Below are 15,682 nucleotides of genomic sequence, written 5' to 3' on the forward strand. Positions count from 1 at the left end.
TTAATATAGCATGAAATGATGCAACAAAAATGATACAAAAAAAATATAATTTAAAATTTTCAATATATTAATTTTATTTAAATGAAAATATCTATTAGCTCCAATACAAATAGCTTTTTGTAAATATACTTTTTAACAGATAAATATTTAAAAAAATAAATAAAATAATATTTTAATAAAATGTATTGACAAATTTTTTAAAAAACATAAACAAAGAAAATTATAGTTATAGTCTTTAAATACTTTAATGGTATTTCTTATTGCAAGGAAAAAAAATTGAAAAAAAAATTTAAATTGATAAATAAATTTTCGTTATTGACATTAATAAGTATTAGTATGAATAGTTGTGGAGGTGGTAAAGATAGTAATAAAACAATTAATGAATCAAAAACATTAACTTCAAATTATGCTCTCTATGAAAAAAACCAAAATCTAACTGTAAATGTATTTTCTAGTCTTTATCTCAATGGCTTAGATAGAATACTAAATGAGATGAATATTTCAGATTTAGAAAAAATAAAGGAAGTATTGAGTAAATTTTCTGAACCTGAAAGTATAGATAATGATGAAAAAAAGTATTCATTAATTTTAGAATTACTTAAAAAAATTCCAGAACCAAGATACATTGGAGAAAATAAAGAGTATTTAAAAAAATATGATGCATTACTAGATAATCTTGAAAAATATTACTTAAAAACAGCAAAACCTGTACCAAAGATTTTACATTTTGTATGGTTAGGTGGACCATTAGGTGAAGTTCAAAAAGATTATGTCAAAATTTGGGCTAAAATGAATCCAGACTATCAAGTAAAAATATGGTATGATTCAGAAAATTTATTCACGTTTGAAACTAATAAAAAAATCAAAGAATATCTTGATTATTCTTTGGTAGAATATAAAAATGATGACAAATATCAAAATATTTTTGCAGATAAATATATTGCCCTCCAAAATGATCTTTTTGAAAAATTAGTAAAATTGAGACAAAAAAAGCAAACAGCTAACTATGATTTAGAAAGATTGAATTATATTGAAAAAACACTTTATAAAAAAAATAAAACAAATACTGATTTAATACATGAAAGAAAAAATCAATTTAACTTAGATAGTCTTAAATTAAAACAAGAATTTCCAAATATAGAATTTGAAGATTTAAAAAATGTAAAAAGTAAATTGGAATTATTGGATATTTATGATCAAGAGTTACTATTAAGAGGAAATTTTGCTGCAGCAGGTGACAGTGTAAGAGTTGAATTACTTAGACAGTTTGGTGGATTATATTCTGATATAGATGTTTTACCTGCTATAAAACCGTTGAATAATTTTATTGAACATAATGATAAATTAAATGGAGATGAAAGTTTTTCTAAACGTTTTAGAAGTCTTTCTCTGGCATACTGTGAACAAATTTTTAACCATTTTAAATTTTTATCTCCAACTAGAAAAGTAGATCATAAATATAAAAATGGAGCTTTAAAATCTTTTGACTATGATGGTAATTTAACAACAGTTACAAAATCTAAGTTTAAGAGTACTTTCAGAAGTAATCTAAATAATATAAAAAATTTAAACAATGTTGAAGATGTTTTTGTAAAATTAGGCGATGTGCTTATTAGACCTGGTGAGTTTAAAGCTGCTGAAGATTCTAATAGTTTTATTGCTGCGCATGCAAAAGTAAGTAATAATGATTGGATAGAAGATATAAAAAATAATATTATTCGTAACTATGCAAAATTAAATTCATTTGAAGTAAATAATCCTAAAGAATTTTTCTCGTTTGATAAGGAATATATTAAAGTTACAGAAAAGAAAAAATATAAGCTACCATTAAAATTTTCCGAATCTGATGTTGATTACTTTATTCAAGGATATAGAAAAGACTCATTATTACCTGATTATAGAATAACTGTAAAAACTTCGGGACCTGGAGTTTTTTCACAAACACAAGAAAACTTGTTTCCAGAATTTCTTTCTGAAAAAGGAAATTTTTATAAAAATAGAGTTGTTGAAACTGTCACTGAATTTTCATTAAAAAATAATAAATTTACAAATGCAACTGAAGAAGATGTTAATTCTTCCTGGGCTACTAGAAGTAAGTCAAGAGATTTTGATACTTTTGGTTTAAGAAAAGTTATTTTACCTGTTTCAAATGATGAAAATATTTTAAATGCAGCTGAGCTAATTCATAAAAAGAAACTTGGTGAATTCAAAAAAACTTCATTAGTCAAACTAGATACTTTAGAACTAAATGATATTGATAATAAAGAATATGAAAAAGTAAATTTTTATCTTGTAGGTCATGCTGAAAAAGATAATGAGTCAGTGAAAATTGGTAATTTATCTGCAAAAGATTTGGCAGATAAATTACTTGATTTTACCGAGAAAAATAAAAATCAAGTAATAGATTATATTGATATTATAAGCTGTAACCCTGCGAACGATGCAAGTGATACAAAAAATTTAGTTACTTACACACAAGAATTAATGGAGAGTTTGCAAAAGTTAGGAATATCTATTGACATCATAAGTATTAGAAAAAGTACCATTAAAATTGATGAGCAAGGTAATGAACTTTCAAAAAGTAAGTTAGGTTTATATGAATATGCAAATGACAGTGATAAAATTTATGTAATAAGAAAAGGAAGTAATGACTATTTAACTATTAATACATCAAATATAGTTGACTTAATCGAACCAAATAATTTAAAAAAACTCAATCATTTTAATGGCGTTTTTAAAAATTTATTAAGTAAAAAAACTCAAGAATTAGGTGAATTTAATGATGTTTTAAATAAGATTAAAGATTATTATAATAGGGTGAATATTGAGCGAAGAGATTCTTCTAGTAGTGTTAAATTTAGTTTAAATAGTTCAGAATCTTCATTAAACTTTAATAGCAGTGATTCTGATGAAGACGCAAAAAATAACAGTAGTAAATCTTCTATATTAATTGATCAAGAAGATAACAAGCCATTTAAAAAACTTGCTAAATATTCATTTAAAGGTATTGATACATTAACTAGTGTAACAAATAAATATAATATTTTTATGACTCTTTTGAATACTCCGAGTACCTTAAAAAATATAACCTCATCATTTCAGCACGGAATGATATTAGATGGAATAAGAGAAAGTTCAAATTTTACAGTTAATAATGCTGATCTCGTTTTGGATTTAATAAAATTTTCAAAAGGAAATTCTTTCTGGTTACAGCATTCAAAAGCATTCAACAATATAAGCCGCACTCAGGTAGGATTAAATTTAGCTTCTGCTGGATTAGATGTATGGCAAGCAGTTGATTTATATAAAGCAGCAGGAAGTTCAAAAGATTATAATCAAAAAATTGATTATATTATTAATGGAAGTTTTACTACTGCGAGGGCAGCTAGTTCAATTGGAACAGCAATTTTATTGCCATTATCAGCAAAATCTGGTCCAATTGGGGCAGCAATTGGATATACAATTATGTTTTCCCAAGGAACTTATAATGCTGTAAGAACTTCACAGGAACTAAGAAGGCTCGGATTCAAAGAAGAAGATATCACAGTCAAATCAATGTTAAGTTTTTTTGGCCAATATGATAAAACGGAGGATCCTGCATATATCACCAGAATAGAAACGATTAAACTTAAAACTGAAATAATACCAAATATTTTGAGAGAAAAAAATAAGGAGTTTTTCTCCTCACTTGGAACAAAAAATGAAAGCATAAATTTCTTTTTTAAAAAATTTATTTATCCTGACTTAGATCTATATATTCCTTACACTTTTGAAGAAATAATTACCGGTTGTGGATATGGAGCTTGTGCATCAAATAAAAAATCGGGAAAAAGGCTTGATAGCGAAAGTCATTTATGTTTGTCAAATAATATATATGTGAATGGAAATCATGCGAGTAAAAATAATTTATTAGAAGGACATTACAATGCTGTTTATTTAAACAGAGATATACTTGAGAAAAAATTTGCAGGAATACCTGCTGCACCAACTGGAAATTATTATTCACATGGAAGTGTTCAATACTCAAATAACACCGTGCCTTGTCCAAGCCCCTCTTCAAGTAAACATATGCTTGAGCAAATCGCTGAATTATCAAGTGAAGAAGAAGCTAAATTAGCTACTATACCATTAAATAAACAGGCTAATTTATATTTACTTGGCTATGGTGATCAGGGTAAACATGGAAATATGATCCATACTATTATTGCTGATCAAAATAACAATAATTTATTTAATATTCATCCATCGACATATATGCTTCATTTAATTGGTGGAGAAAAAGATGACATTGTTGAGTTTTATGATCTATTAAAATCAGAGAAGCAAGATAAAGGGTTTATTGATGGAGGTTTAGGCATTGATACTATTAGTTTAGAGGGAATAAAGAACAAAGATGTCACTGTTTCTTTAAATAGTAAAAAATCTTCTTTAGGACTTCCAATTTTTAAAAATATTGAAAATGTAATGGGTAGTCATGGAAATGATAAAATTTTTGGAAATGAATTAAATAATTTTCTTTTTGGTAATAATGGCAATGATGAAATTGAAGGAGGTTCTGGTGATGATATTCTATTACCCGGTGAAGGGTATGATATTTTAGTTGGAGGAGAGGGCTCTGATCAGTATATTATAAATAAAAAAGATCTTAGTGAAAATAATCCTACATTTAAAATTATAAATAATTTTGATGCATCTAATGAACAAAAACATGATGTTCTAGTCACTGATATTAAAAATCTGGTAACTATAAAAAATTCAAATAATTTGGATATAGGATATTTTGAAAATAATAAATTTATTAAAATTGCAGCTTTAAATGACTACTTTCTGTCTGAACAATATAAGCATTTAATTATTAGAGATAGTGCCGGTAATCAGTATTTTGGTCAGAATGGCAACTTATATTCAGATTATTCTGATTATCATAAATTAGATACAATTATGTTTAAAGAAATTAGTAATATTGATTTATCAAAAGAAAATAAAGAAGTAAAACTTATTGATAATGTGCAAAATGCAATAGGAACAACTTTAGATAATGAAATAATAGGAAATCAATATGATAACTTATTAATTGGGAATGGAGGATATGATAAAATTTGGGGAAATCAAGGAAATGACTCTATTTCAATTGATATGAACTCTAATAGAAAAAATGTAGATTCGGAAGATTATCTTAATGAATCATTCCTAAACTTTTTTGGCTATTATTCAAAAGCCGAATTAGATGGAGGTGAAGGAAATGATAGCTATATCTTAAATTTCACACAAACTGATTCTATAGATAAAGAATTTTATGTTTCTATTAATAATTATGATAAAAATAAAAGTATTGATAATTTAATAATTAACAATTTTAATTTAGAGATTAAAAAAGTTATATTTTCAAAATTCTATTCAACAGATTTAGATTTTAATAATTCTTTAAAAATTGAACTTGAAGATATAAATTTAAAAAAATACTATGTATATATTAAAAAATATTTTGATTCAGAAGAAAATCAACACTTGCAAGTACAATTTGGAGATAAAATTGTATTATCTGTTAATGATATTAACAGTATAATAAATACTTTATCTGATAATAAAAATGAGTATGTTATTCATTTTGATAATGAATTAAATTTTGATGAAATGAAAGAAAATAATTATTACTTCATTGATAGTGAAAAAATACAGAACAATATTTATTCTATAAATTATTTTCTTTCTTTTAAAAAGAATAAGGTTAAAATGGCTAAATTTCAAGAAAATTTAATATTAAATTTTATAAATATAGATGAAAAAAGTAATTATTCAATACTATATTTAAAAGACTATTTTAAAAACAAAAATAAATTCCAAAATTTATCCATTGAAACTAATTCCAAAATTCTTTTCTCTGAGGTTGATTTTCAAAAATATGTATCAGAGCTTTTAAATGGAGAGATCCAAGAATTTGAAATTAAATAAAATTTTCAAGCAATTTTTTTAATTTAATATTTTCTTGATTTGAGTATTTCTTAGTAATTAGCATTAAACCTAAAACAATTAGGAACATTCCAGCTATTGATGCAATTGAAAAAATTCCTTTAAAGAAAATATAATCGAAAATACTAGTTAAAATAGGTACACAATAAAGTAAACTAGTTGTTTTTACTAATTTACCAGAATTTAATAGATTATAGTATAAAATAACAGCGAATACTGAAACAACTATTGAAATCCAGAAGATTGAAAATACTAACATTAAGTTATAGATAAAATATATAGGTTCAATAAATAAAGTAAGAAATCCTATAACTAAAAAACTTCCCAAGTAATGGATAAATAATTTAACGTATAAAGAAACATTTGAACTATATTTATTCTGAAAAATACTCCCAAAAGTTATTCCAATAAGAGATATTAATGCATAAAATATACCTAGGTAGTTTGTGCTGCCAATTATTAAATTACTTGCAACTGTAAAAATTAAGCCAATTGTTGATAAAATTATACCAATTTTTTGAGGAAAATTTGTTTTTTCAGAACTTATAAATAAAGTGAGAAGAGGTTGCATACCTAAAATAATTGCAATAAATCCCGGTGATGTTTTTTGCCCGAATGATAAAAAAATAAATCCAAGATACATTGTTTGGAGAAAAAAACCTGTTCCTAAGATTTGGAAAAAATCTTTCACTGAAATTTTTGTCGATATTTTATTAATTGTGAGAAATAGGCCAATAAAAATACTAGCTATTAAAAGCCGAATTGTCAAAAGAAGAAAAGGGGAACAGTATTTTAGTCCTACATTTGCAAAAAGATATCCACTCGACCACAGAAGAACAAAAGTAGCTGGGATAATGATATAGGTTATTTTTTTTAGCATTTTAGACTCATTAATTATAAATAAAATTTTTTATATCTGGATAAAAAGCCCCAAAGAAAAGTTATAAAATCAAAAGTAATTTAAATTTTTATAAAAATCAATGAATTGAAGAAACATAATTTATGATAATTGGATTTGCTAATTAACTTTTTTTACACAAACATGGTAGAATTGAGTTTCTTTACAAAAATTTTCAGCTGAATTCAAAGAACTTTCAAAAGTCTTTGAGTAAATTTTATCAAAATAGTATATATAGTTTTCTTTCAATTGGCTTTTTTCTAACTCTTTATAAATAATTTCAGAAAATTTAGTTTCTGCCTTTAAATCATTTCTTGCTAAATAACCAACATTTGTTTGACATCTTTTTTGTGCGCATAAATATTCTATAGTATGATAATTTTTCTCACTACCTGTTGGATAACCAATAATTATATTTCTTTTTGCATTAAGAAATGAATTTAATACTGAATATAATTCATGGTCGTAATTTGGTTTTGAGTCAAAAGAATAACTATTTTTTATAAGATAGTTTATGTCATAAATTTGGATAATCAAAAGGAGTGATAAAATAAATAGTTTTTTGATTTTGGAAAAATCAAGTTTTAAAAAACTGTATAACGACAAAATTGCCAATAAATAAGTTACTGGCCATAAAAATCTTCCATTAGATCGAAAAATTGATAAAATATTATAAATATCATTTGTAAGTGGAAGGCTAAATAACTTTTTTTCCCCAAATGAAATATGTGGGGATAAAGAAATTAAAATAGCGACCAAAATACTTAAAAGAAATCCTATATTTTTTTTAGATTTAAGAAAATAAAAGCTAAATTTATTTGTTATCAATAAAGATGAAAATAAAATAATTAAGCCAAATCCAAGATAATTAAAAGATTCATACTTAGATGTATTTATTGGAATAACTTTTAGAATATTTGAGAACTCTTCTGATGTCGGATTAAAAAATGATAAAATATTAGCTGAAAACGATCCGTATGCATAGTCAGCGGTACCATCTATATGAAAATATCCAATAATAAAAAATGACAAAAACACACTAGATATGGTAATTATAAAATGTTTTAAAGTATTTTTTATTTTTAAATTTGAATTGATAAATTCTTGGAATAGAAAGAAAGAATAAAAAATTGTTAGCAAAAAGCTAATATATGGATGGATCCATGCAGATATTATCAAAATGAATGAAAATAATTTTAATTTAAAATTTAAATTTAATTTTGCTATATATAAATATAATGAAATTAAAATTAGCCAATGACATTCTAAATTCATATGCAAATATCTATGTAAAAAAACTGGAAATAAATATATAAAAAGGGAAGAAATGATTGTTAATAATAAATTTCGATTAAAAACTCTAATAATTAGTAGTGACATCCATGCTTGCAGGAAATTACAAATAATTAGCCAAAATCCAAAATATTGATAACCTGAAGGTAAAATATATTTAAATATAAAAGCAAATAGGGGTAAAGAATCTGTATATCCAACGGAGGTACCCATTGGAAAATTCATTGTATAGTGAACTCCGAGAGGGAAAGTTAGCTGACTAGTTTGATATGTATACCATCCTAAATAATTTTGGATTAAATCTCCTGAATTCATCCAATTTACATTGCTAGGATCTAATATTCTAAATGAAAATTTTGCATTGAATACTAGAAAAGAAATAACAGTAATTATTAAAAATGAGATATAAAAATTCCTTTTATCACTCATATTATCGATATAATTAAAGGTTTTTATAAAATTATTTTTAAATGAATTAAAAAATTGAATGCTTAAAAATGAAATAGAGGATAATAATTTTTTGATATACGCTCTATATTTTAATAAGAAAAATAAAAAAATGCATAGGATAAATATTAAGATTGGTATACCATACAAACGTATATTTATGTGCATACATGCTGAGTTTGATAATTCATTAAGACAATATTTTTTAACCCATCTAATTTGTGAGAAATAACCTATTATAGTTATAGTAATGGAAAATAAAAAGAATAAAATGTTTCCTTTTTTCTTTTTAACTAGATAATCAAGCCAATTGTTGAAATTCATGCATAAACCCTCAAGATAAATACTTAAGAAGTGATCATATATATAAAATTTTAATTCGTAAATAGCTTTTTTATAATTTTTTTCAATTAGGTATAACATAAAAAAACTTTTTTATAATTAAATAATTCAAATTTGAATCATTATAATTACAACTTCAAATATTTTAAATAATAGATATATTTAAATGATAAAAGATAATATAAAAACTACTTTTAATTTGGCAATAATAGTTTAAGATATTTATTAAATATGCTTATAAAATTCTTAACTTTTCAAAGTAATTATTTAGTTTAATTTTTTATATCTTATTTTAAGATTAAGTCAGCGAAGATATTTATTATAATTATAATAATTTTTCGTAGTAAATAGGATATGGATGTTTTTTATAAACATCCCAGATATTGAAAAATTTATAAGAGTTGGAGATAAAGCTGAAATAAGTGCTAATGATTAAATTTTATATACAAGAAAATGCAATTCTAATCTAAAAGCACAATGACTAAAATTGAGAGAAAGTAAATTTTATTTTTTATAGTAATCCAGTTAAATATAAAACATAACTATTTATTGATAAATTAATAATTGTTAAAAAATAAAATTTATAATTCATAAAATATTATAAAATTTTAAAAATATCAATATATTATATAAAATTAATTTTTACTTTTTGTTAAGTGATTTAAAGTTTTGTACTTTTTTGTTTTAATACAATAGTAATACAAGTAAAAAAAAAATTAATTTATTTAATTATTTATTAATAAAATAATATTACATATTTTTTGGAAATAAATTTGATAAATTTTTAAAAATAAGTAAATTAAAAAACTTGTTTTTGTTAACTTGTATAAAAGAATAGATTTTCTTTTGTTTATATAAAAAATTTTAATTTATTATTAATAGGAACGAAAAAAAAGATGAAATTAGTAAGTATTAAAAATACATCCAAATTTTCTTTGCTACTATTTGCTGCAACAGCTATGTATGGTTGCAAGAAAAATGAAAATTCAAACGAGCAGCATGAATATAAAAATATTGCCATGGAAGCTGCAGCATGTGGTGTGGAAGTAGTTGAAATAGAAGAAGTTAAAAAACATTTGAGCTTAAAAGAAGATCAACTTGAATATGCAAAAAAATTAGGAAAAATTAATAAAGTTGCTTTTTCTGAATTGTACATACAATATCAGAGAATTAATGATATGATAGAATTTTTAAACAAAACAAAATTAAAAAATGGAACAAATGAATTTATAGATTCTAAGTTAGAATATTTTAATGATGAGAAGAATATAATATTAAAAGTAATTTCAGAAATGAAACGAAATGATACTTTAGTATCTATAGATACTAATCATCCAAATAAAAAACCAATTTTAAATACTTTCGATGCAAACAAAAAAACTATTCAAGTTATTGATACAGTAACTAAAAAAGTAGACATACACAAATTAAACGAGAATGATCTACAAAAATTGATTAACTATGATGACATTATAAATAAAAGTTTGACTAGTAAATTCTCCACTGGAAAATTAACAAAAGTTAAAAAATTTGCTTTTAAGGGTGTAGAAAAGTTTGCAAGTGGAGCCAATAAGTATAATGTTCTTATGAACTTTGTTACAATGCCAAATGCTTTAAGTAATATTAATACTTCGTTTCAAAATGGTAATTATAGCACAGGAATCAGAGACTCCCTGCATTTTTCAGCCAATAATGCAGATCTTTTTTTAGATTTATATAAAGCTAGTAAAGGCGCTGCTTATTGGAATGGTCATCAGAATACTTTTAAAAATATTACTAAACTTCAAATAGCTCTAAATTTAGCTTCTGCGGGATTTGAAGTCTACAATGCAGTAGAATTATTTAAAGCTGCAAGTTTAGAAACTGATCCTTATAAAAAACAAGATTATCTTGTCAATGCAAGTTTGAATACCGCAAGTGCTGTAACTTCTGTTGGAACTGCGCTATTACTCCCTTTATCAGCAAAAGCAGGACCAATAGGTGCTGCAGTCGGTTTTTCGATTATGTTTTCGCAAGGCACATATAATGCCGTTCGAACTGCAGATGAATTACGCCGATTAGGTTTTGCTGAAAATTATGCTGTACCAAGAGCTGTAGAAACATTTTTTGGGCTTTACCAAATTGAAAAAGATTTAAAAGTAAAAACAAAGAAGACAGCTTTACATATTCAAGACAGCTATATTCCAGAAATCATGAAAAAGAATAATGACTTATTTTTTGCTGATATACTTAAAAATAGTTATTCTAACTTATATTTTATAAATAAAATAATATACCCAAAAATAGATCTTTATGTTCCTTATACAAATTATAAATATATATATGATCATGATGAAATAAGTTCTTATACAACAACTACTGAGACAAGATTAATAAAAAATGAGGATCATATTTGCTTAACAAATAATTCTTATTTTGCAGAAAAATCTGATAGTTTAGAAAATTTACATAATATTTCTATCCAAAAATATTCAAGTAATTTAGAACTTAAATCTGCTTCAAAAGAAGTACCTACACCAGAACCAATACATAAAAAGTATTATTCTATGTCAGAATCTCATTCCAGTATCAATGCTTCTGTAAGAAAAGACTTATCTTTTTCATATCCAAATCCCACAGAACCTTGTCCTATTGTAAATAAAAATACGAATATGCTTTCAAAACAAGCTCAACTTTCAGCTGAGCAGAATAATTTATTAGCTAATATTCAAGAAAATAAAAAGGCTAATCTTTACTTAGTAGGATATGGTGATCAAGGTCGTCATGGTAATATGATTCACACCATAGTAGCAGAAAGAAATTCAATAAACTTATTTAATATCCATCCTGCAACTTACTTAGCGCATATTGAAGGTGGAGAGAAAGATGATATTTTTGAATTTTATGATGAAATACAGAATAAAATACAAGATAAAGGATATATTGATGGTAATAAGGGAATCGATACTGTAAATTTGCAAGCTTTTATTGGAAAAAGTACTACAATTAGTCTAGATCAAAATATAAAAGTAACTTCAAATTTACCTGAATTTAGAAATATAGAAAATATAGTTGGTTCTAATCAAAGTGACACAATTCATGGAAATAACCAAAACAATGTTTTCTTTGGAAATAATGGAGACGATAAACTATTTGGTTATGATGGAAATGATGTTCTTTATTCTGGTAAAGGTAAAGATTTTCTTGCTGGTGGATCAAAAAGTGATACCTATGTCATATTAAAAACTGATCTATATAATTCAGGTATTAGTAATTTATCTGAAAATTTAGATAAAATAGAAACAGGTTTAACAAAAATAGATACTGAAATAAAAAGAATAAATATAGCTAAAAATGAAATAAAATCTAAAATAAATGAAATTAAAAATTATAGAGAGTCATATTTTAGAAGTGCAAATTATTCGCCTGATATATATCTTCCAAGTATTAAATATTTTGATTATGTACATCTTGATTTCAATGAGGTAGCTAAAAACTTTAAAATAAATATAGATGATTTTAGAAAAAGTATAATAAATATAGAAGATAATATAAAAGATGGGAGAGTTTTTGGTGATTTGAATGAAATAAAACAAAAATTGAATTCATTTAATACTATTAATGCGGAATATGAAGCATTAATAAAGAATCTTGAATCAATTGTAAGGCTAGAAAATGAAAATGGACATTTTTGGGTGAGTGATAGAATAAACTCTTATGAAGTTGAATTAGCTAAATTAATCCAACAAGATAATTTTTCAAGTATTTTAGTTGATATACAAAAAAAATATACTTCATTTAAATCAGAAATTCAATCAATTAATGAAAACTATAAGAAAAATTTAGATGGAATAAAAGTAATTGATAATTATGATTCTTCTTTTAATAGTCAAACAGATTCGTTTGACGCAATCATGACTGATATAGATAATTTAATTGCAAAAAGAATTGATAATAATCTTATTCTTGGAATATATATTGACAATAAATTTATACCAGCAATTAAAGTTTCTAATTATTTTTCAGGTGAAAAATATCAGCATTTATTAATATCAGATATGAAAGGAAATATTTTAACTTCAAAATCTGGTAACTTATTTGATCAAATTACACTTAATGAAAATGAAAGTGAAAATAAAGACGAAATAAAAACAAAAATTGATACTTATAAAGTGAAACCTGAGAATAACAACGTTATTATGGCAGATATTAATTCCACTAATAATATTAAGAATGTTATTGGTACTGATAAATCGGATATTATTAAAGGTGATAGTAAAGATAATATTCTATATGGAGAAGGTGGTTTAGATAAAATTTACGGCAATCAAGGAGATGATACCATTGTCATAAATTTTGATTCAGGAAGTGATATAAATCAAAAATATACATTAATGAATAAACTATTCTTAGATGGAAATGTTCCAGAAATAAATTCATTTGTAAATGGTGGTGAAGGTCATGATACATACATATTTAATTTAAATAATACTTCAAAAGAAAACAGTATTTTCTTTTCAATAATAGAAAATGAAGATATTCAGAAAAAAATCGATAATTTAGTCATTAATGATAAAGAAAATAGTATTAAGAAAATAAAATTTTATAAATTTACTGATTTAAAATATAAAAAGAAGCATTTAAAGATAGAATTAATAGATAATAGTCTGAATAATAGTTATGTTATATTAGTAAAAAACTGGTTTGAAGAACAAAAAAATCAACATTTGCAAATCCAACTTGGTGAAAATTTTTCTCTTTCTGATGGGATATTAAATCAAATTACCAATATACTTAATGGTAAAGAGAAAGTAGATTTTACAGTTGATTTAGATTCTGATAAATCTGAGATTTATGTCAATACATATAATGTTATTAATTATGCTAGAATCTCTGATACGATAAAGTTTAATAGATTAAATAAAGAGAAAAGTGAATCATCTAAAGTAACTCTTAAATTTGGTAGAATAAATAATGATTTATATATTCACTTTTTAGAAGGTCGTATTAATTATTCATACATTTCAATAAAAGACTTTTTCTATTGGCGTGAAGTAGTTAGAGAAGAATTTCAAGTAAAAATTGATGATGAAATTGTGATGTCAAATGAGAAGTTTGATTTATTGACTGATGAACTAATGGATGGTGAAGTAACTCAAATTTTTAACTAAGATTTTTATAAATAGAAGAGGTTTTTAATGAAATTAATAAAATTAAAACAATTTGTTATAATTAGTTCATTCTTTTTTCACAATTTATCATTTGCTTCTGTTGCGGAATGCAAAAATCAAACAAATAGCTATATTCTAAATTTTAAAAAACACAAAGAAATAATTGTCGATACTAAAGATCAAAATTACTTAGTTTTCAAAGATGCACATGAATTTTTAAATAAAGTTATTTTAAAATATGAGCTATTTTCGTCAAATGATTTTTACTTAAATAAATATAACAATTATATTTCCAGAGCAGTATCTGCAGCAAATAGTGTGGAAATGTTAAAGAAAAATTTATCTAATCAAACAATACAATTTCCTGCTGATGCCAAGTTTAATACTTCAGCTCATGTGCTTATGGGAAAAGTATACGATAAGATTAGTCACAATTTAATAGATAAAATTAATTATTTAAAGCTAAATAGCGAAAAGTTTAAGCTATTATATGATCTTAGTATAGAAAAAGAAAATAAGCGAGTTAGTAAAGAAAAATTTGATGCTGCTCGTGTTACAGAAGAAAAAGGAAGTCCAAAGTTAGAAGCAATTAAAAAAGAAATGTCTCTTAAAGATGAAGCAATTAAAAATATCTTGCAAAATTTAAATAAATTAGAGAATAAAAAAATTTCAGATACTGACGAAGTTATTGACAATAATTTTACTTATACAATAAATAATGAAGAAATTTCCTATACCGATCTTCCAAAAATGACAGATTCCTCAAAAATAAATATGCTTTTAAATTCAATTGACAATGATTTAAAATTAATTCTATTTAAAAATATTACTAATAGTAAAGATTTGGACATTACCGATCGCACTAACTTCTTAAATGGAACAAAAACATTTTCTTATGCTGAATTTATTCCAAGTAGAGGAGATATAAAAAAGTATTATTCAATTAGCGGCTTAAATCTAAAATTTAAGGCGCCTACTTTAGAGCTAAGACAAAAGATTCAAAGTAAAATTTATTCCGATGAATATTCTAATAAAGATACATTGCATGAAAGAATTAATCTGATTGACAAAATTTTAAATGAAAAATTGATTCTTGTTAATCAGACGGATAAATATTTAATTCCTGCGCTAAATACTGAAAGAAGACATATAGGCTTAAAGAAAAATGAATTACAGTCATCAAATGATTTTCAATTGTTTAAAGAATTACCAATTAATAAAGGAAAGAATATTGATGATATCTTAGATGAATTTTATGATTTAAAGACGTTTGAAAATTTGGGAGAAAGTAGTTTAAAACAATTTAAAGAAAAAAGATTTCAATTTGATAAAAATGCTAGGATTTCAGATGCAGAGTATAAAATATTAAATCAATTTTTAGCAGAAACTCAAACTAATCCTAATATAGAAGGAAATCTGACTGTCTATACTTCAAAACCAGCATGTCATTCCTGCATCACAGGGTATGAATCTTTTCAGGAACAAAGACCTAAAATTGAGTTGAAAATTATAACTCTTACCGCTGATTTAGAAAAGGAATTAAAACTAAATTACTTGAAAGGATTGCCTCAATAAAATTAAT

At 24.1% G+C, this 15,682-nt stretch carries 5 protein-coding genes; 3 read left to right on the forward strand and 2 right to left on the reverse strand.

All coding sequences use genetic code 11. From position 1 onward, the window contains the following. The first annotated feature begins 276 nt into the window (after positions 1-276). Entirely contained in the window at positions 277-5,952 is a 5,676-nt protein-coding gene (locus GOY08_RS08080) for a TcdA/TcdB catalytic glycosyltransferase domain-containing protein (RefSeq protein WP_158998391.1), read from the forward strand. Here the strand turns inward: GOY08_RS08080 and GOY08_RS08085 are convergent. Both GOY08_RS08085 and GOY08_RS08090 read right to left on the reverse strand, forming a co-directional pair. Continuing rightward, the gene (locus GOY08_RS08085) at positions 5,945-6,850 is read right to left on the reverse strand and encodes a DMT family transporter (RefSeq protein WP_158998392.1); all 906 of its coding nucleotides are present in this window, start codon (positions 6,848-6,850) and stop codon (positions 5,945-5,947) included. The genes GOY08_RS08080 and GOY08_RS08085 overlap by 8 nt on opposite strands. Positions 6,851-6,988: 138 nt before the next feature. Further along, positions 6,989-8,932: a DUF6311 domain-containing protein gene (locus GOY08_RS08090; protein ID WP_158998393.1), complete on the reverse strand. Its 1,944-nt coding sequence runs from the start codon at positions 8,930-8,932 to the stop codon at positions 6,989-6,991. A gap of 914 nt (positions 8,933-9,846) precedes the next feature. On the opposite strand from GOY08_RS08090, the gene GOY08_RS08095 reads away from it, so the two are divergent. Further along, complete coding sequence (locus tag GOY08_RS08095) at positions 9,847-14,100, forward strand: calcium-binding protein (RefSeq protein WP_158998394.1); 4,254 nt, start codon at positions 9,847-9,849, stop codon at positions 14,098-14,100. A 27-nt stretch (positions 14,101-14,127) separates the two neighbouring features. Beyond that, positions 14,128-15,675 carry a deaminase domain-containing protein gene (locus GOY08_RS08100; protein ID WP_158998395.1) on the forward strand — a complete coding sequence of 516 codons (1,548 nt, stop codon included), beginning with the start codon at positions 14,128-14,130 and terminating at the stop codon, positions 15,673-15,675. Positions 15,676-15,682: the final 7 nt, after the last annotated feature.

The organism is Pigmentibacter ruber, from assembly GCF_009792895.1.
GTDB lineage: Bacteria > Bdellovibrionota_B > Oligoflexia > Silvanigrellales > Silvanigrellaceae > Silvanigrella > Silvanigrella rubra.